Source organism: Roseovarius atlanticus (assembly GCF_019802205.1).
Lineage (GTDB): Bacteria > Pseudomonadota > Alphaproteobacteria > Rhodobacterales > Rhodobacteraceae > Roseovarius > Roseovarius atlanticus_A.
This window is the reverse complement of the sequence record NZ_JAHVHQ010000003.1, coordinates 448,040-471,696: the sequence shown is the minus strand read 5'-3', so window position 1 is coordinate 471,696 and position 23,657 is coordinate 448,040. Positions and strand designations below refer to the sequence as shown.

The 23,657-nt window shown below is 63.4% G+C and carries 21 protein-coding genes, 1 tRNA gene and 1 pseudogene; 8 read left to right on the top strand and 15 right to left on the bottom strand.

Features of this window, described 5'->3' with window-relative positions:
* Positions 1-92: 92 nt before the first annotated feature.
* Positions 93-1,199 (top strand): pyridoxal phosphate-dependent aminotransferase, encoded by a 1,107-nt coding sequence (locus KUV49_RS08135; protein ID WP_222449514.1) that lies wholly within the window; start codon positions 93-95, stop codon positions 1,197-1,199.
* Between the two features lie 42 nt (positions 1,200-1,241).
* Entirely contained in the window at positions 1,242-1,421 is a 180-nt protein-coding gene (locus tag KUV49_RS08130; protein WP_222451044.1) for a hypothetical protein, read from the top strand.
* On the opposite strand, the gene KUV49_RS08125 is transcribed toward KUV49_RS08130, so the two are convergent.
* A complete protein-coding gene (locus KUV49_RS08125; protein WP_222449513.1) occupies positions 1,418-2,614 on the bottom strand; it encodes a pyridoxal-phosphate-dependent aminotransferase family protein in 1,197 nt (398 codons plus the stop codon). The two genes, KUV49_RS08130 and KUV49_RS08125, sit on opposite strands and share 4 nt — an antisense overlap.
* Positions 2,615-2,742: 128 nt before the next feature.
* On the opposite strand from KUV49_RS08125, the gene KUV49_RS08120 reads away from it, so the two are divergent.
* A complete protein-coding gene (locus tag KUV49_RS08120) occupies positions 2,743-3,426 on the top strand; it encodes a fused DSP-PTPase phosphatase/NAD kinase-like protein (RefSeq protein WP_222449512.1) in 684 nt (227 codons plus the stop codon).
* A gap of 7 nt (positions 3,427-3,433) precedes the next feature.
* On the opposite strand, the gene KUV49_RS08115 is transcribed toward KUV49_RS08120, so the two are convergent.
* A complete protein-coding gene (locus KUV49_RS08115; RefSeq protein ID WP_222449511.1) occupies positions 3,434-4,108 on the bottom strand; it encodes a TIGR04283 family arsenosugar biosynthesis glycosyltransferase in 675 nt (224 codons plus the stop codon).
* Positions 4,109-4,175: 67 nt separating this feature from the next.
* Between KUV49_RS08115 and KUV49_RS08110 the strand changes: the two genes are divergently transcribed.
* The gene (locus tag KUV49_RS08110) at positions 4,176-4,907 is read left to right on the top strand and encodes a YgfZ/GcvT domain-containing protein (protein WP_222449510.1); all 732 of its coding nucleotides are present in this window, start codon (positions 4,176-4,178) and stop codon (positions 4,905-4,907) included.
* A gap of 45 nt (positions 4,908-4,952) precedes the next feature.
* On the opposite strand, the gene efp is transcribed toward KUV49_RS08110, so the two are convergent.
* Positions 4,953-5,516, bottom strand: a complete 564-nt coding sequence (gene efp / locus KUV49_RS08105) for an elongation factor P (protein ID WP_152494414.1) — start codon at positions 5,514-5,516, stop codon at positions 4,953-4,955.
* 218 nt (positions 5,517-5,734) lie between these two features.
* On the opposite strand from efp, the gene KUV49_RS08100 reads away from it, so the two are divergent.
* Together KUV49_RS08100 and KUV49_RS21640 are read left to right on the top strand one after the other, a co-directional pair.
* The gene (locus tag KUV49_RS08100) at positions 5,735-6,055 is read left to right on the top strand and encodes a DUF6280 family protein (RefSeq protein WP_152491727.1); all 321 of its coding nucleotides are present in this window, start codon (positions 5,735-5,737) and stop codon (positions 6,053-6,055) included.
* 22 nt (positions 6,056-6,077) lie between these two features.
* Positions 6,078-6,302, top strand: a pseudogene (locus KUV49_RS21640) (hypothetical protein); the annotation flags it as partial.
* Between the two features lie 173 nt (positions 6,303-6,475).
* Here the strand turns inward: KUV49_RS21640 and KUV49_RS08090 are convergent.
* The 3 genes from KUV49_RS08090 to KUV49_RS08080 all read right to left on the bottom strand — a co-directional run bounded on the left by KUV49_RS08090 (position 6,476) and on the right by KUV49_RS08080 (position 9,911).
* Positions 6,476-7,681, bottom strand: coding sequence for a hypothetical protein (locus tag KUV49_RS08090; protein WP_222449509.1), 1,206 nt, complete (start codon positions 7,679-7,681; stop codon positions 6,476-6,478).
* 116 nt (positions 7,682-7,797) lie between these two features.
* On the bottom strand, positions 7,798-9,153 hold the full coding sequence (locus KUV49_RS08085; RefSeq protein WP_222449508.1) for a TolC family outer membrane protein: 1,356 nt from the start codon (positions 9,151-9,153) through the stop codon (positions 7,798-7,800).
* A 104-nt stretch (positions 9,154-9,257) separates the two neighbouring features.
* Entirely contained in the window at positions 9,258-9,911 is a 654-nt protein-coding gene (locus KUV49_RS08080; protein ID WP_152491725.1) for a protein-L-isoaspartate O-methyltransferase family protein, read from the bottom strand.
* 407 nt (positions 9,912-10,318) lie between these two features.
* Here KUV49_RS08080 and KUV49_RS08075 point away from each other — a divergent pair.
* Positions 10,319-10,392, top strand: a tRNA-Cys gene (locus tag KUV49_RS08075).
* 199 nt (positions 10,393-10,591) lie between these two features.
* On the opposite strand, the gene KUV49_RS08070 is transcribed toward KUV49_RS08075, so the two are convergent.
* From KUV49_RS08070 to KUV49_RS08045, 6 genes are all read right to left on the bottom strand, one after another.
* Complete coding sequence (locus KUV49_RS08070; protein ID WP_222449507.1) at positions 10,592-12,403, bottom strand: GMC oxidoreductase; 1,812 nt, start codon at positions 12,401-12,403, stop codon at positions 10,592-10,594.
* Positions 12,396-13,238: a glycosyltransferase family 25 protein gene (locus tag KUV49_RS08065; RefSeq protein WP_222449506.1), complete on the bottom strand. Its 843-nt coding sequence runs from the start codon at positions 13,236-13,238 to the stop codon at positions 12,396-12,398. The genes KUV49_RS08070 and KUV49_RS08065 overlap by 8 nt, the downstream gene beginning before the upstream one ends.
* The gene (locus KUV49_RS08060; protein WP_222449505.1) at positions 13,235-14,410 is read right to left on the bottom strand and encodes a DegT/DnrJ/EryC1/StrS family aminotransferase; all 1,176 of its coding nucleotides are present in this window, start codon (positions 14,408-14,410) and stop codon (positions 13,235-13,237) included. Before KUV49_RS08060 ends, KUV49_RS08065 begins: the two co-directional genes overlap by 4 nt.
* A gap of 49 nt (positions 14,411-14,459) precedes the next feature.
* Entirely contained in the window at positions 14,460-15,617 is a 1,158-nt protein-coding gene (locus tag KUV49_RS08055) for a glycosyltransferase family 4 protein (protein WP_222449504.1), read from the bottom strand.
* 34 nt (positions 15,618-15,651) lie between these two features.
* Positions 15,652-16,242: a sugar transferase gene (locus KUV49_RS08050; protein WP_254701800.1), complete on the bottom strand. Its 591-nt coding sequence runs from the start codon at positions 16,240-16,242 to the stop codon at positions 15,652-15,654.
* Positions 16,243-16,672: 430 nt separating this feature from the next.
* Positions 16,673-17,713, bottom strand: a complete 1,041-nt coding sequence (locus tag KUV49_RS08045; protein ID WP_261391090.1) for a glycosyltransferase family 2 protein — start codon at positions 17,711-17,713, stop codon at positions 16,673-16,675.
* A 52-nt stretch (positions 17,714-17,765) separates the two neighbouring features.
* Here KUV49_RS08045 and KUV49_RS08040 point away from each other — a divergent pair, with 52 nt between their 5' ends.
* A complete protein-coding gene (locus KUV49_RS08040; protein ID WP_222449503.1) occupies positions 17,766-18,887 on the top strand; it encodes a GNAT family N-acetyltransferase in 1,122 nt (373 codons plus the stop codon).
* A gap of 23 nt (positions 18,888-18,910) precedes the next feature.
* Here KUV49_RS08040 and KUV49_RS08035 read toward each other — a convergent pair whose 3' ends face one another.
* Genes KUV49_RS08035 through KUV49_RS08025 form a run of 3 tightly spaced genes read right to left on the bottom strand, consistent with a single transcriptional unit; the run spans position 18,911 to position 23,285 of the window.
* Positions 18,911-20,170, bottom strand: coding sequence for a glycosyltransferase family 4 protein (locus tag KUV49_RS08035; protein ID WP_222449502.1), 1,260 nt, complete (start codon positions 20,168-20,170; stop codon positions 18,911-18,913).
* Between the two features lie 8 nt (positions 20,171-20,178).
* Positions 20,179-21,804 carry a hypothetical protein gene (locus KUV49_RS08030; RefSeq protein ID WP_222483195.1) on the bottom strand — a complete coding sequence of 542 codons (1,626 nt, stop codon included), beginning with the start codon at positions 21,802-21,804 and terminating at the stop codon, positions 20,179-20,181.
* Between the two features lie 32 nt (positions 21,805-21,836).
* Positions 21,837-23,285 carry an O-antigen ligase family protein gene (locus KUV49_RS08025; RefSeq protein ID WP_222449500.1) on the bottom strand — a complete coding sequence of 483 codons (1,449 nt, stop codon included), beginning with the start codon at positions 23,283-23,285 and terminating at the stop codon, positions 21,837-21,839.
* Positions 23,286-23,657: the final 372 nt, after the last annotated feature.

The window sequence follows — 23,657 nt, the reverse complement described above, 5'->3', positions numbered from 1 at the left end:
CAAATACCGACGCGATACCGACGCGGGTTTCGGGCGTTAACCGCTCTCCCCTTCGCCTTGCACCCGGCCCTGCTTTGACGTTACCTCTCCGCATGACCGGCCCACGCTACACCGATATCGTCCGCGCCCTGCCCGCCTCGGTTCCCTTCGTCGGCCCCGAGGTCCGCGAGCGCGAAACAGGCAAAGCTTTTGCCGCCCGTCTCGGCGCCAACGAGAACGTCTTCGGCCCTTCACCCAAGGCCATCGCGGCGATGCAGGAGGCGGTCGGCGACATCTGGAAATACAGCGACGCCACCAGCCACGATCTACGCCACGCCCTGGCCGCGCATCACCGCGTGGACCCTGAAAATATCGTTGTTGGCGAAGGGATTGACGGGCTTCTGGGCTATCTGGTGCGCTTGCTGATCGAACCCGGCGATGCCGTCGTCACCTCCGACGGGGCCTACCCCACCTTCAACTACCACGTGGCGGGCTTCGGCGGCGACCTGCACAAGGTGCCCTACAAGGACGATCACGAGGATCCGGCCGCGCTCTTAACCAAAGCGAAAGAGGTTGGCGCGAAACTCGTCTACCTCGCCAACCCCGACAACCCGATGGGCACCTGGCACGATGGCGCGACACTCCGCGCCGCCCTCGACGACCTGCCCCCGGGCTGTCTCCTGATGCTGGACGAGGCCTATATCGAATTCGCCCCCGACGGCACCGCGCCGGAGATCCCCATAGACGACCCGCGCGTCATCCGAATGCGCACTTTTTCAAAGGCTTACGGCATAGCGGGCGCCCGTATCGCCTATGCCATGGGTGCGCCCGACCTGATCCAAAGCTTCGACAAGATCCGCAATCACTTCGGCGTCAACCGCATCGCCCAGGCCGGTGCCCTGGCGGCCTTGCAGGACGAGGAGTGGCTGCAAACAACGATCCAGCGCATGGCCGAAGCCCGCGACCGCATTGCCGAAATCGCCGCCGCCAACGGCCTGCACAGCCTGCCCTCGGCGGCCAATTTCGTCGCCGTGGATTGCGGCCGGGACGGCGATTTTGCCCGCGCCGTCCTGAATGAGCTGATCGAACGCGACCTGTTCGTGCGTATGCCGGGCGTTGCCCCCCTGAATCGCTGCATCCGCATCAGCTGTGGCCGCCCCCAGGACCTCGACCTGCTGGCAGAGACCCTGCCCAAGGCGTTTGACGCGGCCCGTGCGTAGAAATTAACTGACAGCGGCGGGTCCTGCATTAAGATCACGGGCATGAGACGTGGACAGATGCCCGAAGCGCCGAATTACACCAATGCCGCACTGGTCATGGGGCTGGTCAATTTGCTTTGGATTTTCATGGCTTTGTGGATGGTGTTCGGCCTGCCGGTGGTGATGGCGGTGGGCTATGGGCTGAACTTGCTGATCACCCGATTCAGCCGCTCGAACGCCTAAGGCGCGGCCAGAACCTGCGCCGCCGTCTGCACCGCGCCGTCGCCATGCGCGATATTCAGCGCAGTCAGCCCCGCCTCGACAGCCCCCAGCACGCCCAGCAGCGCGTGACCGTTCAGATGCCCCATATGCCCGATCCGGAAATACCCGCTGCTGCGCGGGTCATCCTCGGTCTGCATGCCCAGCCCGATCCCCAGCGTGACGCCCATATGCGCCTCGACCCACTGGCGCAGGTCTTCGCCCAGGGGCTTGCCGATCGCCACCGACGTCACCGCCCGGCTGCGACGCGCGGCCTCGGTGATGTTCAACCTCAGCGGCCCCTCCGCGCCCCACGCCTCGCACGCGGCCCAGACCGCGCGGGCCAGCCGGTCGTGCCGCGCCCAGACCGCCTCGATGCCTTCCTCGCCAAGCATATCAAGGGCTTCACGCAAGCCATACAGGTGATGCGTCGGTGCCGTGCCGCCGAAATACTGGTAGAAGAGGTCCGGCTCGGTGCGCGGCACCCAATCCCAGTACCGGCTGACGCGCGGGACCGTCCGGCGCACATCCGAGGCCTTGTCGTTGAAAAAGACAAAGCCCAGCCCTGGCGGTGTCATCAGCCCCTTCTGGCTGCCCGCCACCATCACGTCGACGCCCCAGGCGTCCGTCTCGAACCTGTCGCAAGCCAGCGAGGCAATGCAATCGGCAGCCAAGAGCGCGGGATGCCCCGCCGCATCCATCGCCGCGCGCACCGCGGCCACATCGTTCAGAACCGACGAGGACGTGTCCACATGCGTGACCAGCACCGCCTTGATATCATGCGCCTTATCGGCGCGCAGCGCGTCCTCGACCGCTTGGCTGTCGACCGGCGCCTGCCGCCCGAAATCGAGTATCTGCACCTCGATCCCCCGCGCCTCGGCCACCTCGGCCCAGCCGTGCCCGAACCGCCCCGTGGCCAGCACCAGCACCCGCTCTCCCGGCTGCACGATGTTGGCCAGGCTCGCCTCCCACGCGGCGTGTCCGTTGCCGATATAGATCGCGGCATGCCCCTTGGTGCGCGCGACGCCGCGCAGGTCCGCCACAAGGTCCGGCATCATGTCGACCAGCTCGCCCGCATAGATGTTGGGCGAGGCGCGGTTCATCGCCCGCAGCACCCGGTCGGGCATGACAGAAGGGCCCGGAATGGCCAGGTAGGGGCGTCCGCCGGCACCGCTCATCACACGTCTCCACGTCAAGAATTGCGTGCAACTTAGCCGCATCCCGGGCGCCGTCAATCGCCGTTCCTTGCCACGGGCGCGGCCTGCCCCTACATGGGGGCGTCACCGGACCATGGCGAAGGACCCAGATGAATTTCTTCAAGCGGATCAGCAACTGGGAACGCGACTTGCGCGCGTCTTACAACACCGACCTGTCGACGCCGGAAAACCGCCGCCGTGCGCGTATCTACAACCTGTGGTTCGACCACGAGATCCTGCGCGGCGTCTGGACCAACTTCTTTCAGATCGCACCGGGCGTCTATCGTTCCAACCATCCGACGCTGAAACGTTTCGCCAGGATGAAGGCCAAGGGCATCAACACGGTGCTCAACCTGCGCGGCGACTACCCGTCGGCGCATTACCACACCGAGGTCGAAACCTGTCGCAAACTGGGCCTGAACCTCGTCAGCATCAGCCTTCAGGCCCGCCATGCCCCCCCCGCCGAGGACCTGCTGGCGCTGATCGACACGTTCCGAACGCTGGAGAAGCCTTTCGTCATGCATTGCAAGTCCGGCGCCGACCGGGCCGGCCTCGCCTCGGCGATCTATCTTCTGGTGATAGATGGGGCACCGATCGACGTCGCCCGCCGCCAGCTTGGTCTGCGCTATCTGCATGTCCGGCGCTCCAAGACGGGCACGCTCGACCATATCTTCGACGTCTATCAGGCCCGCAACGCGCAGGCGCCCATTTCGTTCGAGGACTGGCTTCGGACCGAATACGATCACCTGGACCTGCAGGCCGATTTTCAGGCCACGTACAAACCGTGGTTCTGAACGCGCGTCAGTAGCGCCGCGCCAGCTCCTCGGGGCGCGCCCCCGCAAGGTATCGCAGCAGCAACAGCAGGTTGCGCCCGCCCCGGCGCAGCCACCCGTCGCGCCTGTAGCGCTCCGCGCTGGTGGTCGCGACGGCACCAAGCAGCGTGATCCGCCGCCCCAGCGCCTGCGCCATGGCCACGTCTTCCATCAACGGGATGTCGCGGTAGCCGCGCGTTGCATCATACACTGTGCGCGGAATCAGCAGCCCCTGATCGCCATATGGCAACCCGAAGAGCCTGCTGCGCAGATTGGCCCACCCCGCCACCAGCCTTGGCGCCACGCCCCTGGCGTCGAACGCCAGCCGAAACGCCGCCGCGCCGCGCGCCGCCGTGATATGGTCCTTGACGATCACGGCCCAGCCTGGCGACAAAACGCTGTCGGCATGCAGAAACAGCAGCCAATCGCCCTGTGCCACCCCAGCCCCGCGTCGCAACTGCCCTCCGCGCGACGCCACCCCTTCGACCAGCCTCGCGCCGGCAGCCTCCGCGACCCGAACCGTCGCGTCGTCGGATCCCCCGTCGGAAATCACCAGCTCCCGGATCAGCCCGGCCTCCAGCCCCTCGGCCAGGGCGGGCAGCGAGCGCCGCAGCCCGGCTTCGGCATTCAGTGTCGGCATCACCACGGAAAGTTTCGCGCGCATCGCTGCTGGCCCTGTCAATTCACACCGATTTTCTTATATGACGGCCATGACAATGACGAGGCCCGCCATGACCCGCAGGATATTTCAGATCACCGGCCCCGAGGCGCGCGATTTCCTTCAGGGGCTGGTCACCAACGACATCAGGAAGCTGGACCACGGATTGGTCTACGCCGCGATGCTGACGCCGCAGGGCAAGTACCTGGCCGATTTCTTCCTTGTGCCCCGGGACGGCGAGATCCTTCTGGACGTCGCGGCAGACCTGGCCGATGGCCTGGTCCAGCGGCTCAACATGTACAAGCTGCGCGCCGATGTGCAGATCACCGAGACGGATCTTGCGGTCTGGCGCGGCACCGGCGAACGGCCCGAGGGGGCCTTCGACGATCCGCGCCATTCGGCGCTGGGATGGCGTCTCTATGGCGCCGAGGCGGGCGATGACGGCAGCGATTTCGACGCGATCCGCGTCGCCCATTGCATCCCGGAAACCAACATCGAACTCACGCCCGACACCTTCATCCTGGAAGCCGGGTTCGAGCGGCTGAACGGCGTGGATTTCCGCAAGGGGTGTTACGTCGGACAGGAGGTGACCGCGCGGATGAAGCACAAGACGGAACTGCGCAAGGGGTTCGCCTCGGTCGATCTGGAGGGCAGCGCCCCGGTCGGCACGGCGATCACGGCCGACGGCAAGGCGGCGGGCACGCTCTTCACCCAATCGGGCAATCGCGCCATCGCCTATCTTCGTTTCGATCGGGCCACTGGAACGATGCAGGCCGAGGACGCTACCCTGCGCCTGCCCGACTGATGCGACGTCTCGCCGCAGCCGCCGAAGCGGCCGGGCGGTACGGGCTCACGCGCGCTCTGCGTATTCCATCGTCTCGGTGTTGACGACGATCTCCTCGTCGGGTCCGACGAAGGGCGGCACCATGACCTTGACACCATTGTCCAGAATGGCCGGCTTGAAGCTGTTGGCGGCCGTCTGACCCTTCACGACCGGCTCGGTCTCGACCACGCGGCAGTTCACTTTCTGCGGCAGGGTCGCGTTCAGCGCCTCGTTTTCGTAGAATTCTACGGTGATTGTCATGCCATCCTGCAAGAATGGCCGACGCTCGCCCAGCAGGTCCGCAGGCAATTCGATCTGTTCGTAAGTCTCTGAATCCATGAACACAAACATACCGTCGGTTTCATAGAGAAACTGCTGATCCTTCTGTTCCAGGCGCACACGTTCGACTTTGTCCGCGCTTCTGAACCGTTCGTTAAGCTTTGATCCGTTACGAAGGTTGCGCAGCTCGACCTGGGCGAACGCGCCACCCTTGCCGGGCTTGACGTGGTCGACTTTGACGGCGCTCCAAAGGCCGCCATTGTGTTCCAGGACATTACCGGGACGTATCTCGTTTCCGTTGATTTTGGGCATTGTGGCGAAACCATGACAAGAGGTTGATCGATGTTCGCCCAAACCTATATCTAGTCGTGTGATGTCATGCAAGACGACGACATATCGTGCTGCATTCGCAGCAAGCCATGCAAACCGCGCAGACGTGTTATGCGTTTCGGGACTATCCGAATCGCTGAAAACCCGTCATAACCGGCGCCACGCCTGAGACACAAGAGCAATAAAAACAAGGACGAAACATGAAAGATTTCGTTGACGGTACGGCTTTCAATGCAGAGCAAGGAAACCGTGCCCGCAAACTTTTCGCAGCCGTCGTACTGGCTGCTCTGGACGACGCGATTGCCGACGACAAGAAATACGGCAATGGCCCGGAACAGATCGCCCGTTGGGCGCGCTCTCGCGATGGTCGCGAAGTGCTGTCCTGCGCGGGCATTGACCCGAACGAACGGGTGGTCTCCGGCCTGATGGACTTCGTGGGCAAGGGTGTGCGCACCTCGGTTGCCCTGTCGCGCGAGGAAAGCGAGCGTCGCAACGCCGCCGCGCAGGCCGAAGCCGCCTGATCCTCCACGTCGTCGAAATTGAATTTGCCCCGCCTCACCGGCGGGGCTTTTTCGTTCCTGGGCTCGGGTTGCGACAGCGACGGCGCGACGGAACACCGGCCAAGGCCGCAGCCCCCTGCACGGGATCGCCGATCTTGTCCTGATACCCGGCAGCAAGGCCACCATCGCCGTTCTGACGGCTCTCCGTGCCGATGGCAGGGATGTGAGCCTCGCTGCAAGTCTGCAGCAAGGCGGCCATGTCCTCGGGCTTTGCGGCGGCGACCATGTGCCTGGACGCACCCGGCATGGCTCCCGGTCTCGGCCACCCGGACCGCACCCTCGTCCTGCACTCGGAAAAATCGCCCTACGCGCCTGCAAGCGGCCCACAGGCGCCAGGCTGGATGGCTATGAATGCACTCGGCCGGACCGAAGGTGCCGCCGTTATTCCAGTTCCTGGCCCATCAACGCGCGATGGATCTCGCGGCGTACCAGCTTGCGGACGTTCCGAGTGATACGCTCCCCCAGGGTGCCCTGCAATTCCTGCCGAACGATTTCACTCACCAGGTCGCGCAGGGCGTCTTCGTCGAGAACCGCATCGGTGTCTTCGCGGTACCAGGCCTCCGCGCCTCGGGCCGTGTCCGCGCCCTGCTCCGCCTGGCCCTCACCGAAAGACCCGTCGGCCCCGCCCGGCGCTTTGGACTCGCCGGAGGCGGAGGTGTCGGGGGATGGCATTTCGTCCTGGGCGTCGTCCTGCGACGACTCCGGCGTGTCGTGATGGGCGGCTCGCGGAATGAAAACCGGGGTCGCGGTCTCGACGTGATCTTCCCAGGGAAGAGGCTCGGTCCGTCCGCCGGCATAGGCGTCTTCGGAGGCGCCATCTGGCTCCCACTGGTCCTCACGGGCAGCCACGGCGGCTTCGACCTCCGCAATGCGCGCCTCGAGTTCCGATGTTTTCGGCTCGCGCTCCAGTGATCCTGTTGCGTCCTCGGGCACGTCCGGATCGGTGTAGTCGAAGGCCACATCGTCGTCGACAAAGGCCGCTGTTTCGAAATCCGCGCCTGACTGCGCATCCCCGTGGTCCGGCAGAGTATCATCCTGCCAGTCATCGGCGGACTCGTCAGACGTGTCTTCGGCCGTCAGCCAGTCCTTTAGATGCGCATCATCATCCGCGCGCATGTCGTCGTGCAACGCGGTCATGACATCGTCGTCGGCCTCGGGCCAGGGTTCGGCCGTCTCGCCCCCCAGGGAGTCATCCTCGCTATGGTTGTCCCATGCCTCCGCGGAAAGGTCATCGACCTCCCCGGTGTCTGACCCTGCAGCCTCGACAGTCGAGTCGGGCGTGACCTGCCATTGTTCCAGCGCCAGGTGCTCCGCGTCGTCGCCCGCTGGGTCAGCGGTGACATCCTCCTCCTCCGGCCTGACCCGGAATGACGGCGTCAGCACCAGCCGCGCTTCGCCAGGCCTGGCGGCACCTTGCGGTTCCGGCGCGGGGTCTTCCGCGTCTGCGCTCTGTGTCGATGTGCTGGGGCCCGATGCCCCGTGCCGTGGTTCCGCCACGTGCGATTCGAAACGTTTATCAGCCGAGACCAGCCGGCGAATAGACGACAGGACGTCCTCGATTTCCGCATTCGAGACGGGATCAGACATGCTCAACTACCATTCTTGCCTGCGCGACAGTCTAGCGACTGGCGCAAATTCGCACAACATTTTAGAACGCCGCCTTTTAAACGCTTTTGCGCACCGGGCGGTATCGTCCCGGACCGTTACTGCCGCCCGAGCGATTTCAGGACCCGGTCCAGCTGCTTGCCCTGCCTGCTGATCGGCACCGGAGCGTCCTTCACCAGGTTGTAATAGGCCGCCGGATCATAGGTCTGCACGTTGAGCTTCAGGTCCTTGGCCGTCAGCTGTCCGATGGCCGAAAGCACCTGGTAGGCTGCAACCGCCACGTCCACATCGGCCGAGATCAGGCTGCTGCGTGCGTTCAGAAGTTCCTGCTCGGCGTTCAGCACGTCCAGCGTCGTCCGCGCTCCCAGCGTCGCTTCCTCGCGCACACCGCGAAAGGCGACCTGCGCCGCACGCACCTGCTCGCGGCTCGCCTCGCGCACGACCCGCGCCGATTGCAGGATCGCAAAGGCGTTGCCTACATCCTGAATGACGGCGCGCCGCACCACGTGCAGATTCCCACGCGCCGCGTCCCGCTGCGCCTGTGCCTGGCGCTTGGCCGAGCTCAGCAGACCGCCCTGATAGATCGGCGCCTGCATGTTCAGCCCCACGCTGCCCGAGCGCGTGTAATCGCTGCCGTCCAGATCCTCGCCGACGCCCAGCCGCCCCTGCGCCGTGAACCGCGGCTTCATCGCGGCGTCCGCGGCAAGGATCGTCAGATCGGCCGAGGCAACCTGCCGCTGGGCCCGCAGGATATCCGGGTGATTGCGCGCCGCGATGTTCTTCGAGGCCTCGATCCCGGCGGAAAGATTCGGCAATCCACCCGGCGTCCGCAAGGTCCCCGGCGTGCGCCCGACGACGGCGCGGTATTCCTCGACCGCTTGCGCAAGATTGCCCTGCGCCTCCGCCAGTTCACCCTCGGTGCTGGCGACTCGCGCCTCGGCTTGCGCGACATCCGTGCGCGTGACCTCGCCGACCTCGAAACGGTCCCGCGCGGCCCTCAGCTCCTGCCGCAGAAGACGCAGGTTGTTTTGCCGCAAGGACACGAACTCGCGGTTGCGCTGCACATTATAGAACGCCGCGACGGCCCGCAGCAGAACCTGCTGCTCGATGCTGCGCAGAGATTCCCGCGTCGCCAGAACCGTCTCTTTCGCCGCGTCGATGCGGAATCGGGTCTGTCCGAAATCGAACAACAACAGTTCCAGCACGATGCCGGTGTTGAAACTCGTGCTGCGGATCGGGTTGATCAGGCCACTGGTCTTCGCCTTGCCGAAATCCCGCGTGATATCCGCGGTCCAGTTGATGATCGGGCGCAACTGCGACACGGCCTGCGCGACATCCTCGTCGGCGGCCCGCAACAGGGCGCGGTTCTGTTCGAGCAATCCGCTGTACTCGTAGGCCCAGGCCAGCGCCTCGCCCAGCGTTTCGGATTTTGCAGCCCCCGCCAGGCCGGTCATCCCGGCCACCGCGACCGCGCCCGCGAGCAAACACGCCCTGATCGACGACAGCGCGCGCCCCCTGGAAACGCGGCCCCTGCCGGCCGTCACTTGCGCCCCGCAGGTCATAGCGAAAACGCCGCTTGTCGTTCGAAGCCCGGCAGAACCGGGGCCCCGGCGTTGAAGTCGAAACGCCAATTCATCGCGCCATCCACCTTGTAGCCCACACGTACCGCTCCCAGCCGGCCCTCGGCGAAGAGACAGGCCATGCGGCCGCCCTCCTTCAACTGGTCGGTGATTGTCTCCGGCAGCTCGTCGACCGCGCCCTGGATCATGATCACATCGTAGGGCCCGTGCTCGGCCGCGCCCTCGGCCAGGGGGCCCTCATGCACGATGACGTTGTCGGCCCCACGCTCCGACAGGATCGACCGCGCCTCCTCTGCCAGATCTTCGTTCTCCTCGACCGCGACGACCGCCTCGGCCATGCGCGCCGCGACGGCAGAGGAGTATCCAAGCCCGCATCCCAGGTCGAGCACCAGCTCGTTCGACCGGATATCCAGCGCATCCAGCATCTTGGCCAGGGTCCGGGGCTCGAGCACGACGCGCCCGCCCCCGAGGTCGATGTTCTCTCCCACATATGCCGCCTCTCTCAGGTGGCGGGGCACGAACGCCTCGCGGGCAACCGCGAGCATCGCATCGATGATTGGAAACTTGGTGACGTCGGCCGGGCGCACTTGCGTATCGACCATCATGGTCCGGCGTGCGGAGTAATCCGTCATTGGACGTTCCTGTAGCTGCATTGTCCTCACGGAGTTTCTGCCACAAACCCTCGACCCTCACAATGCCCATAACCCCGTAAGCGTCAGAGCGACCCTTTGAAGCAACACTGCGCGCGACGCCGCAAAGGCACGCCGCACCCAAGGTCCGGCGTGGCCGCCCGCGTGCCCCGTCCCACCCGGCGGGCAGGTTCCCCATGCGCCGATCGTCTTGGACGCAGATATGAGCGCGGTGATATCGCAGCGTCCGGAAGCCCGTAACACCGGCCAGAACGCCCGCTTCACTCAGGTCTTCGCCGACCGCAAAGGCGACCGCTGGCACCGAAGCTTTCCAGATCCGCGCGCGGGGTCTGGACAACGCCTGCACGAAACACTAATCAGGCATCTCAGGCCGATCGGCCCACCACAAAGGCGAGTTGGCGGAGTGGTGACGCAGCGGATTGCAAATCCGTCTACACCGGTTCGATTCCGGTACTCGCCTCCAATTTACCCCGTGAATGACAGCACCCTAGGGGGAAATTTCCGCTGTCATCACCGAATTCAGACCCATCTTCGGGTCCAATTTAGCAGATTACTCGCAGAAACCCCTCTTGAAACAAACTCGGGTCAGTGGCGCCGACACATGAGGTCGGACACCGTGGTTGGCTTTCCCAAGGCTTCCCCGAAACCGTCTGCCACGCGGATCATGCGTTGTCTGCCGGGGCGGCCCGCAGATGATCGGCCAGCCTGTGGGCCAGGGCGACGATCATCAGCGTTGGATTGGCATGGCCGCTGGTTGCAAAGACCGAAGCGCCCGCGATGTAAATGTTGGAAAAGCCGTGCACGCGGCAATCCGCGTCGACGACGCCTTTCGTCGGATCCGTGGCCATCCGCGTCGTACCGGAGGAATGCGCCATGTCGATGATCGTCGCGGGGGCATCGCCGCCATCGCGCACCCAGGGGTCAAGCGTCGGGCACGGCAGCCCGGCACGTTCGAATTCAAGCGCGACCAATTCCCCCAGTCGCGCCAATGTGCGCGTTTCCCGCTCTCCCACGCGCCACTGCACGAGAGGCAGTGGCTGACCGAAGCGATCGACCCGGTCCGACAAGGATACCCTGTTCTCGGCATTCGGAGCCTGCTCGCATATCGCCTGAACAGCCAGACCCGTAAGCTTGTGCGGCATGCCGCCGGTAAGGTACTCCTCCGCGGCGAAATTCGGTCGGAAACGAAGAACCTGTTCGACGGCGAAGCGGGTCAAGCCGGTGGGAAATCGCGGGTGCTGCGCAGCCATGCGCGCGAGACCCTTTGCGATGATACCCGGTGAGCGCAGGACGTTCGCGATATCCTGCAACGTGTTTTCGCTTTCTCGTTTGAGGATCCGCTTCGCCGCCGGAAGGGGATCGTCAGCCGCGCGTTCGCTCGGCATGAACACCGCGCAGTTCAGCAACTCTTCCTTCTGCTGAACTGCGGCCGTCGGGGCCAGGCCACGCATGTACATGCTGGTGCCGTGTTCGCTTCTCAGTCCGAAAAAGCCGAACATCCTGGACATTGGCATGATCGCGTCGTCCTCGAAATGTGCGACCACCGCACTTGGATGATCCATAAGATAGCGCCCGACGACACCATGACGGTTCCCCAGCCCGCGACCGGACTGGTCCCTGGAATTCAGAAGAAGCCGGGCGTTCTCGATCGCGCTCGCCGCAAGCACGACCTGCCGGGCAGGAATGACCCGGGTCGCGCCTTTTGCATCGGCGACACGCACACCCGTGACACGCCCGCCCGCGGCGTCGCACAGAATGGTCAGCGCGGTCGCCCCGGTCACGACGCGGCAGTTCTTTGGCTGGTTCTTCCGAAACTCATGGCCCATCTGCATGACTTCCATCGGCGCAATACGCGAACGCGCAAACTGCCAGAAATACGACCCAAGCACGTCCCGGTCGGGGCAAGGCACTGGCGCCTGCCGGTTCATCAGCGCCCAAAGCTCTTCGTCATAGCAGTTCGGGCCCAGGTTGAGGGTACGTGCCGCGCGCTCGAGCGGCTCGGCAAGGTCGCCGGCCGAGATGGGCCACCCACTGTCTGGCAACCAGCTACGGGCAGAGAAGTCGATGGCGTCGAAGGCTGCCGATTTACCCGCCCAGGCCTGTGTGGAGCCGCCAAGCACACGGCAACGGACACCGAAGCCCTGCCTGGCGTGATCCCACAAGTCCGTTTGCGCGCCGTGGAAATCGCGGCGACGGGCTTGCTGGATCTCGTTCCAGAGTCCCGGCTCTGTATCGACGGCATTCAGGGCCTCGGCCGCTTCGGTTTCCTCCAGACCGCCGCTTTCCAGCACCAGCACCTCGCGCTCTGTCCCCGCGAGGCCCTGTGCCACGGTCAGCCCGGCGGCCCCGCCGCCGACGATCACGACATCCGACGGCAATTCCTCGCACGGATCGATCTCGTGCAGATCACGCATGCGCCACGTCTGCCGGCTCGGCCGGGCGGGCGCGCGACCGACGCCGTCGCCTTCAACCATGGCGTACCATGTCGTCGTCGACCTGCTGAAAGCCCGGATCGCGGGCGCGCAGTGACCTGTCGGCCTGCGCCAACCGGAGGTTGGCTCGCAGCTTTCGCAGCTTGTTGCGCGCGCGATGCGCCAACCAGGTGAGCCGTTCGCGCGGGGACAGCGGCCCATACTCGTTCATCGGCACCGAGCTCGGCGAGAAACGCTCCATCACCGGAAACGGAAAGACCGAGTAGATCGGAAGCCCGGTCTTCCAGAACTCGTCAAGCGACAGATCCCAGGCCGTCTCGATGTCGCGGCATGTCTCCACCACGCGTGCCGCGCCTTTCCGGGAAAGCATGTATGCCTGCGCGCCTGCCGGGGATGACCGATAGCGCACGATTGACCTGTCGAAAAAGAAATTCAGCTGTTTGGCCGCCGCGTAATACATCCCGAAAAGCCGTATGTACTCGATCCCTGTGTCGCTGCAGTATCGGGTGAGTGCATCAAGAGGAAACGCGGTGTCGAAGAGCACGTCATCCTCGAAGACCAGCAGGTAATCGCCTGCACCGTTTTCGGCAAATTCGGCAATCACGGTGTAATGACTGGAACAAAGCGCAAGCTGTGCTGGTGTCATCTGGCGCCCATAAGTGCGCAGGATCCGAGCGGGATCGTACCGCAGAGCGGGATTGGTGAGCGTCGTATGAGCCTCGAAGAACCGCCACGGGTGACCGAGCGTGGCGAACTGAGCCGTGATACGACGCCGTCGCTCCTCCGCCTGCTTCACGTTGATGACCACGATTTCAAGCGCCGGCGCGGACGGCAAGGTCACAGGTTTGCTGACCGATACGCTGGGTTCATGGATCATGCCAAAGCCTTGCCGGAAATGCCGGGTGCGCGCTGCAAAGCCCGCGCCACCGCGCGCCGCCGAAACTTCATTATCGGCAGCGGGTACTGCGCGCCCAGCGCGACCCGGCAGGTGCGCCGCAGGATATCGAGTGTTTTCTCGAAGTCCTCGACGCGGTATTCGATGTCGCGCTTGGCCCACTGATAGGGGTTCATGCGCGGGTCGAACCAGCGCTTTGAAAAGATCACTTCCCAATTGGTAAAGACATGCCGATCGGTTTCGATCAACCGCTCGAAGCCGCGAAGCTGGCCGAAGGCCCGTGCATCCGCCTCGCGGTCGAACATCACCGCCATGCCGACAGCGTTCTCCGGATCATGATGCGGTGACAGGCGCACACCGGGCGCGTCTTCAAAGACCTCCGCCATCATGCGGTGACGTCGGCGCAGTCGCGTCAGAAGCGGCTCCAGCCGTGCCAACTGCGCATCCAGCATTGCGCCCGTCAGCTCCGACACCCGCATGTTCAGGCAGGAAAACAGCGGCTCGTTGTTTCGTTCGTGACCCCGGATGAAATTGCCTGGATCGTGAAACATCCGCGCCCGCGTGAAAAGCCGGTCGTCATTGGTCAGAACAGCGCCGCCTTCGCCGGACGTCATGTTCTTGTAGTGGTTGAAACTGACGGCGTTGATGTCGCCGATGCTGCCGACCCGGCGGCCCTTGTAGGTCGCCCCGATCGCCTGGCAGGCATCCTCGATCACTTTCAGGTCATGGGCGCGTGCGATCTGCATGATCCGGTCCATGTCGCAGACAAGGTTGAGCATGTGCACCGGCATGATGGCCTTGGTCTGAGGCGTTATGTTGCGCTCTATGTCCTCGGGGTCGATTGTCAGGCTTTCGTCGATGTTCACAAGAACCGGCACGGCACCCACGGCCATGGGGGCGATTGCCGTGGACACCCAGGTATAGGCCGGCACGAGAACTTCGTCCCCCGGCCCGATGCCGGCCGCGGCCAACGCCGCGACAAGCGCGTTGGTGCCGCTGTTGACTGTCAGGACATGCTCGACGCCCATTGTCTCTGCGAAGGCGTTTTCAAACCGGCTGGTGTATCCGCGGTCTCCTTTCGCATAACGCAGCAGTTGTCCGTCGGCGACCACGTGCCCCAACCTGAAAAGTTCCTTGAACCCGACTCTCGGCATGGTGTTGTCCAATGATGTAAGGCGCCATTTTTTCGCGCCGAATGTATTTTCAAAGCATCGTAGAAAGGCGTTGCCAGAGTGTCGCCCCGGCCTGATCCCACGTCAATTGTTCCGCACGCACCCGCCCCCGGGCCACAAGCGCCGATCTTGCGGCATCGTCCCCCAGGTATTTCAGCACTGCCTCCGCCCACGCGCCGGGATCACGCGTTGGCAACACGCAAGCACCCGGGCCACTGACTTCCGGGATCGCGCCGCCGTCCGACACCAGTGCGGCCGTCCCGCAATGCATCGCCTCGATCGGAGGCAGGCCGAACCCTTCCGTGACCGACGGAAAGAGAAAGGCCGCTGCCTGCGTATAAAGCGCACGCAATTCCGCGTCGTTTACCGGCCCCACGAAAACGGCGTTCCTCGGCGGGGACCATCCGCGCGCCTCATAGTCCCGGCGCCCGGGCTGCCCGACCAGCACCAATGGGACATCGGCCAGTTGCGGAGCCTCGAAAGCCCGGAACAATGTCGCCAGGTTCTTGTGCGGTTGAAGCGACCCCAACGCCAGTACAAAGCGCCGGTCGGCCAGGTTCAGCCGTTGCAATATCTTTTCGTCCGGGGCGGTGCGCAGGATATGGTCCGTCCCGTTATGCACCACGAACGTCTTGTCGAGAGGCGCAAAGCCCAGCTCCGCGAGTGTCTGGCGCGAATGCTCTGACACGGTCAGTATCGCGCGCGCGTGCCGCGAGATCTGCCGCCAGAGCAGCCGGTACCCCAGCACCTGCCGCCGGCTGTAGGACTGGGGCTGTGTCAGGACCTGCGCGTCATGGATCATCACGACGCTGTTGCGATGCAGGATCGGACCCAGATTGCAGAAATTGACCAGAAGTTCCCCACGGGTCAGCGCCGGCAAGGTCAACATCTCCCACCCCTGGCCCTTGCCAAGCCGGCCGGCGAACACTTCAGGCTCCAGGCCAAGCATGCCTACGGTCCTGACGTCGTTCACGTGCGGTGCCACGATCCTGGCCGGGATGACGCCTTGCGCCCGTCGCATGATCTGCGCGGAAAAGTTCAGTGCGGTCCGGTGCACGCCGTTCCGCATCAGTTCACCTTGCAGGAACTTGCCGTTGATCGTGATACGGCTGACAGACGAGACGCTGTCAGTGTTTGCAAGAGCGAGATCAGACGTCTGGAGCTTTGTCACCGTTTCAACCGATCGCATCGAGGCAACGCCTTTTACCGGGATCTATACGCCATCATACAGCACCGCGACGTGCCAGAACAATTCCGATTGTCTGAAGCAGGATCTTCAGATCCGACGAAAGGGATGCCGACCGAATATAGCGTACATCAAGTGCGACACGTTCGGGATAATCCGTATCGCTGCGTCCGCTGACCTGCCACAGGCCGGTCAACCCCGGGCGCACGGACTTGTAGTACGCTGCGTGCAATCCGTAGAATTCCAGCTCCGCCTGGGTGATCGGCCGTGGACCGACCAGCGTCATGTCGCCGCGCAGCACGTTGATCAGCTGTGGCAGCTCGTCGATGCTGGTGCGCCGCAGAAACCGTCCAACCCACGTGACACGACTGTCATTCTCGAACTTGTAGTTTGCCGTCCATTCGGCACGCGCGACCGGGTCCGTCTTCAGAATGAACTGAAGCAGGTTCTCGGCATCCGGAACCATCGTGCAGAATTTGAGGCAGCCAAACTGTTGCCCGCCGAGGCCCACCCTTCGGTGCTGGAAGAACACGGGACCGCCAGTTGTAAGCCTGATCGCTACTGCTGCCGCCAGCATCACGGGAAAAAGAGCCAGAAGAGCGGAACCGGCAATGACCTTATCGAGCAATAACTTGGTTACAGATGCGGATCTTCGGGCGTCAGTGCGACCGCTCAAATATGACGGAACTTCGACCTTTCCATTAGGCAATACCTCAACCGGACCCTGCTTAGCAGGATCTTCAAACACAAACATAGTAATTCCCCCAATTTTCGGGCCTCTATCGCCCGAAACCTTTCCTTAAAATGACATCAAATTGCCGCAATCCAACATATCACATTATTTAACTTTCCATTAAGGAATTTTAACTCCGCACACGCAGCGCGCGCATCTGCCTCTCGCAACTCTTCTTTGGCGATAGATTGCACTGCAGATTTGAAAAAGATTGTTTCCAATACCTTGTAAAACCGCTTCAAACCGGATGCTTGCGGACAAAAATCATCCCTGAACAAGAGCGTCAGAGCAAAATTGCTCGATCGCGACGACCCGCGAATCGCCTTTAGAGCGAATCGATTCTGCCTGGAGCCGCCCGCCCGAGCAGTACGTCGCAGAGACCGCGCCAGTTCCCACGCATCCGGCCAGCACGGTCGATCCACGGCTCCGGCCGGAGCGCCTTGACGTGGTTGGCCACCATGTTTCTCAGGACGAGGTTCAGGGCGTGACCGGCAGTGATCGTACCCTTCCGCCACAGGTAATGCAGGTTCACGACCTGGCTGTACCCAAGAAGCTCGCCGCGACTTTCTCTTCCTGCCTTGGTCCCCAGATGCACACCCGTGAAGTTCTCGATCTGAACGCAGCGCCCCGGCAGTCTCGCACCGAAATCGACATCTTCCTGCCATCCATAGGCCGGCAGCACTTCATCGAACCGCAGACCATGAGCAGCACGGCTGCGTATGGCCATGTTGCAGCCGTAAAGCCCAAGTGTGTCCCGAACGATCCGCGGGGGGGCATGAGCATCAGGGTGGAAAGCGGTGTCCCAATCGCTCAGCATGGCCGCGGCCTCTTGCGGCGACAGCCCGGGCCCGTTGATGCCGTCCGCGACAAGCGTCCCCGTAATGCCATCCACATCCTCGTGAAACTCGAAGCCCCGCACCAGTTCGGACAATGCATGACGGGACGGGTAGAAATCGTCGTCATAGAAAACGCAGAAGTCGATGTCGTCCCCCAGCCTGTCCAGGGCGCGATTGCGTTGCTTGCACGCCCCGGCCGCGCTGATGACCACCTCACCCGAAATTGCCGGGTCCAGAAGGGTCTCAAGGTCGAAATCGGCATCGGCAGGGCTGGTCACCGCGAAAACCAGTTTCGCCGGTTTCAGGGTTTGCCGGTTGATGAATGGAACAAGCCCTTGCAACACGTCCGATCGCCCCTTCGAAGCGACAATTATGGCAACACGGGCTTCGGACTGGGACGTGAACATCGGGCGAATTGCTTTCCTGCGAATGGCGCAACCAGCTAGGAAGAATTTGCCGCGCGCGTCAATCCATCGCCGCAAACGAAACAAGGCAGGGCCCGCCACGCGGGAACCCGGATGCATCCGCATCTCGGCAGGTCTTTGTCACGGGACCCCGAGTTTTGCTCACTATACGCACCCAATGCCCTCCACTACTGTTGCCGACATGAACCCTATCTCAAGCAAGCTCCGGCCTGGTATCGAATTGATCGACCCGTCAGACCTCGATTCCGGGCTCATGCAGACATGGCGCCGGCTGCAGGCAGGCAACCCTCTGTTGCGCAGCCCGTTCTTTTCGGTCGCGTTCCTTCAGGCCGTTGCCCACGTCCGCAGTGACGTCGAAATCGCCATCCTGCGGGACGGCGACACCATAAAGGGGTTCTTCCCATTTCACCGTCGGCCCGGCGCGCGTGGAGCGCCGCTGGCCGCGCCGATTGCCGATTACCAGGGCATCGTGGGCGAGGCGCCAGAGGCCATGAACCCGCGCGATTTATTGGTGGCGTGCGGCCTCTCCACATACGATTTCGACCATGCTCTCCGCGACACCCCCTTGTTCGAAAGAAATGCGTTCCGACAAACCGGGTCACCATTGATTGACCTCTCTGGCGGGATCGAGACCTGGCGTGCGGGGCGGCTCAACTCTGGCAGCGCACTCAAAAACGTCGAGCGCAAACTGCGAAAAATGGAGCGCGAACTTGGGCCGGTCCGGTTCGAAACGGATGACAAGGCAGCCGATACCTGGACAACCTTTCTGACCTGGAAGCGCGCGGCGATCGCTGCGATGGGCGCGCGGTTCGTGCTCGATCAGCCGTGGGCGATGCAGGTGCTCGAACGGATTCGCAGCACGGATCAGCCGGAATTCTCGGGGCGCCTCTCTTCGCTTTATGCGGGCGACCGCCTTGTCGCGGCGCATTTCGGAATGAGGTCGGAAAACACCTGGCACTGGTGGTTCCCCACCTACGACAACGCGGCGTCTCGATACACGCCCGGGCTCGGGTTGCTGCTGCATTGTGTCCGGCAGGCCGCGAACGAGGGGCTGACCGAGATAGATCTGGGGCGCGGCGACGAACGTTACAAAAAGGAATTCGCCAACGAGACGCGCGCGCTCTGCGAAGGGTCACTGGAACGCGGCCTGACACCGCCCGGCGCGGCGCGGCGTTTTCGCAAGTTCACCTATCGCACCGCCGAAACCGTGCTTCCGCCCCGCTATCTCGATCTCAAGCGCCGTGCGTTCAACCGCCTTCTTCGGGCCGGACAGGTTTAGGCGCGACGCCGGCTCTCCGTCGCTCAACGCGCCACGGCAGCACCGTAGAGCGCGACCAGCATGTCAGCCCAGCTGTCCGGTGTCGTCGACAGGAGCGATCCCTCGGAGAAACCCCGCCTGCTCATTCCGGCGATCTCCTCGGCGTTCATGTCCCGGATGCGTGACAGCTTGGCATCGAACTCCGCAGGATCGAACACGTCAAAGGCCAGCCCGCAGCCCAGGCGTTCGACATCCGCGGCCAACGCCGTCTGGTTCGAAACAAGCACCGGAAGGCCGCATTGCGCCGCCTCGGCAATCACGAGACCAAAGGTCTCGGGATGTCGGGAGGGCATGACAAGCGCGCGCGCATCGGCGACCAGCGCACCGATCCGGTCCGCGGGCTGCCACCCTGCCAGTTCAACCGTGGGATAATCTCGTTCGATCCGGTCATGCAGATCACCAACCCCGATCAGCCTCAATCGCTGCCCGGTGCGTGCCGCGGCCTCGACCAGGTCCATGACCCCCTTGTCCCGTTCCAGGCGGCCGACATAGACCAGAAGATCATTCTCTTCCGCCTCGACCCGCGTCGTGGTGTAGGGGTTCGCCGGGTTGCGCACGACCCGCAACAGACGTTCCGGGTACCCCGCGCGTCGGAACTTTTCCACCTGCTGCTCGTGGATCGCGATGACACCGGCCCAGGGCGCTCGCCGGTCGATGTGCCGGAACAAGAGCGCGTGGCGCGCAGCACGCCAAAGCTTGTGAGCATAGTTGCGTTTGTCGCAGTTCGTCATCCAGCAGGCCGCGCCCAGCGGCACCAGCGGGCAGCTGTGTCCACGGCGATAGTTCATGTACATCCCGTTCGGACAGGCCAGAAAATTGTCGTGGGCATGCAGGAACACCCGGTCCGCGACCTTTCTCAGGGCCCGAAAGACCGACGGCGAAAAGATCTGGGACCAGTTATGCATGTGATAGACCGTTCCCGGCCCATCCAGCCGGGACACGGCCCGGGCGACAAACTCCTCCGCCGCAGCGTCATGCAATCCCCGGGCAAGGGCCTCCCCCTTCGACCGGCTCAGCAGATCGCTGCCACCATATGCGATCACGTCGACACCCAGGTCGGCAAGTTCCGGATTGTCGCCCGCATCCCCGGTGACGAAGCTCACGGCCAGCCCGCGTTCCCGCAGCTTCCGGATCAGAAGCAGCGCAAGGATCGCGGCGCCGCCATTGCGGCTACTGTGATCGTTGAACACCACCACGCGCTCGACCCTTTGGTCACCAGCATACCGCGACGGCATCGATGCCATGACCTCTGTCATTGCGCACTCAGAACGGTCACGCGCCAGCGAGTGTGGTCCCCCTCGGCGCTGCGGTTTGGCCCCAGCATGACCTCCACGCTGTCACCGGCACCAAGAGCTACCCCGTCGGATCGCACGGTCGTCGGCGTCGAAACGACGGTCTTCGACAAGACGCGCCCCTCGTGCTGCACTGTCACCAGAACCCCGTCCGTGCTGCCCGCGTCAGGTGCGACCTCTACGCGCAGATCGACCTCGCGCGGCGCGCTCGTGTCGTACCGATAGACAACCGACACCGGGTCGTCCGGCCCCCAGGACGACGGCACGGCCCAATCCGCGCCAACCCGAACCGTCCCGTCTTGCGGCAGGGCCAGATAGGGGGTCCAGGGAACGCCGTCGCTCTCCTGCCCCGGTCGCGGTTCCAGCGGCAGGTCGGTTTCACCCCGCCGCACGAACAGGGGCCTGTCCTCGACCTTCAGGTACGAAAACCCGTCATAGCTGTCGGCCAGCACCCGCTGAGGACCGAGCCTGACCGTATCACCCAGCTCGACCGGGGGGCCATCCGAAAGGATCAAGAGCGTCTTGTCGCGCGACAGCCGCAAAGGTGCCTCCAGCACAACACCCGCGCTGTTCAGCGCCCGCAAACCCGGGGCCAACATGACCTCGCGCGGCGCGCCCCATATCACCAATGCGCTCTGACCGAACTTGCACGCATAGGTAAAGGGGTCAGGTGCGACATCGCTTGCGACCCGGCCTTCGAGATGCGCACGGATAAGCGCGAAAGCCTGCCCCGTTTCAGTCGGCGTCCCGTCTTCGTCAACGATGGGGACCAGCCCGTCGCCACGCGGGCTGAACGGGTACCAGATTGCACGGTTCACGCCGCCAAGCGCCATCTGGCAATACATACGCACAAGATAATCCGGGGCCAGACCGGCATCGGTGGTGCCGAACTCGGTGATGGCGATCGGCATGTCCGACAGGCCCGGCACCTGGCGCAGCACGTCGATCTGGCGCCCGATCATTTCGGGCTTGCTCGTATAGGGATGCAATACGAAGGCATCCATGTGCGCCAGACCACCGGCGGCAACCACGGCTTCGGCCCACGCCACGGGAACAGAATGCGCCGCTCCGCCCAGGATCTCGATCTCCGGCCTTATCGCTCGAACGGCGCCTGCGGTGGCCGCAAGCAGGTCCACATAGGCGTCCGCCCGCGCCTGAAGGTCGGGTGGCCAGCCTTCAAGCTCCGCAAACTCCCACGAATTGAACTCGTTGCCGATCTCGATCGCCTCGATGGCGGGAAACCGCTGCAGAATCCGCGTCTGATAATTCGCGAACGCCGCCTGCCCCTCGGCGTCTTGCGGCACATGACCCTCCTCCCAGTTCGGGTGCCCGCTATAGGCCAGAAGAAGCAGATCCGCGCCAAGCTCCGCAAGCATCTCCGGGTAGGCTTCGCGCATCGACCCGAACTCCAGCCGCCCGTCCGACTGTTCCACGTGGTTCCAGATCACCTCGTCGCGAAACATCTCGACGCCCAGATCTCGGCCTCCCGCGAGCGCCTCCGGCTGCCAGCTTTGGCCGAAATTCGACGCCGCACCCAGCAAGGGCCCCCGCAGCGGCTCGGCTGCAACGGCGCTCGTCATCGCCACGAAGGCCAGAACCCAAGGTCGCGCGGCGCGGATCAAGGCACCTGCCTCCGGCGCAGTCCATGCGCGGGGCGCGGGTGCGCAAGCCACTGGGAGGCGTCCTCCGCCCGCACCACGATCCGGCTGCGCGACAGCCCGACAACCAGGCCCGCGAAGATGAAAAAGAGCGTGCCCAGGTTCGGCGTGGCTGCCGTCAGCATTGCCGCGATGATCTGCGCCAGACACGCCACCTTCAGGGCTTGAATGACGTTGTCGCGCGGTTTGGACCCGGTTCTGGCCGGTGCCGAAAACAACGAGGCCAGAAAGAAGAGATAAAGTGCCGTACCAAGGACCCCCAGGCTGCCGAGGCACGCCATGAACCAGTTCGATGCCCGCACGCTGCCCAGCCCCGCCCCCATCAGCCAAGTATCGGTGAAATTCTTGTACGCCTGGGCATTCCACGTCATCCGCTCGACGCCCGAGTCGCTTTGAAGCTTGCTGAAAAGCGTTTCGTTCAGGAACCGCTCCACGACGTCGAACATATGGTACCCGACCAGCATCGCGATGCCGGCCAGCCACGCGACCGCGATTGTCGTGACAAGATAGAAGGCCACCCGTCTCGGAAACGCCCCTCCCGCCGATCTGAACAGAACCGCTATGGAATAGTACACCAGCAGCAATACCAGCGCGACATAGGCCCCCGACGAGGTCGAGCGCAGGACACAGAAAAGCGAAATCAGGAGCATCGCCGTGACCAGCCGTGACCTGGCGGACACCGTCCAGTAATGCAGCCAGAACCCGAAGAGCACGACAGAAAAGGAACCGAACGCCGAGGCTTCGGGCATGCCACCCACCATGCGTTTGATACCGGCCATTTCATGGAAAACAGCCATGGCGTAATTCGCCGTCCGAAGCGGGTCCATCAGTGTCTTCAACCCGGCAGCGGCAGAGACCACGTCGATCACCCCGAGCGCGAAATTGACCGAGGTGCAAATCACCAGGGCCTTGAACACCGCCCCTTCATCCGGCCGCAGGCGATAGAGCGTCGCCAAGGCCAGAAAGACGAGGGACGACAAAAGGAAATAAAAGCTCTGCGTGATGTTTCCGCTCGATGGCGCAAGAGGGATGGAGATGATCCGATCTTCGTTCACAGCGCGCGACAATCCGAAGATCTCCGTATCGCCCGCAAAGATCCTCGGAAAGAAAACCGCCGAGATGAAGCAGTAGATCAGGAGCAGAAGCAGGAAGAAACCGGGCTGCAAGGGCCTCAGGGTCCCAAGGATACGATCCGGCCCGCCATGACGGGCAATGGCTATGAAAAAGACGATGCACAACGTGAACTCGAGCTGCCCTATCGTGGCCCCGCCGAGCGCCGGTAGATTGAAGGCGGCTGCGGCGCCGAACGGCGCCAGTCCGACGAATGCCCAAAGTCCCCGGAACGGGCCGATCCAAAGCAGCGTTGCGGCAGCAACAAGCGCAAGAAATGTGCTTGGAACGATTTCCAAATCAGGCCCCTACAAATAATCGACTGCGCAGTTCATCGACGAACTTTGAAAAAACGCACCGCCCCGCACCTTGGCGCGTGTCGCGGTACCAAGACTAGACGATCCCGCGCTCAAACAAAGAAAATTGTCCAATTTCGCTCAAACTGCGCGCCACGCATCCCAAGCGCGTAAGCAGTGTGGCGGCATCGCGTGAATTGGACATGATTTGGCAACGATAACACTCTCGCCCCCGGTCCGCGAAAGCAGCGCACAGGCCCTATGCCGAAAAGCCTTTGTTATCTTGCGGCCACCAGGAAGCGGACATGACAGATGGCGAAACCCAGCAGGTGATGCCACAGAATTGCCTTCACAAAGACACCAAAATGGTGCCTT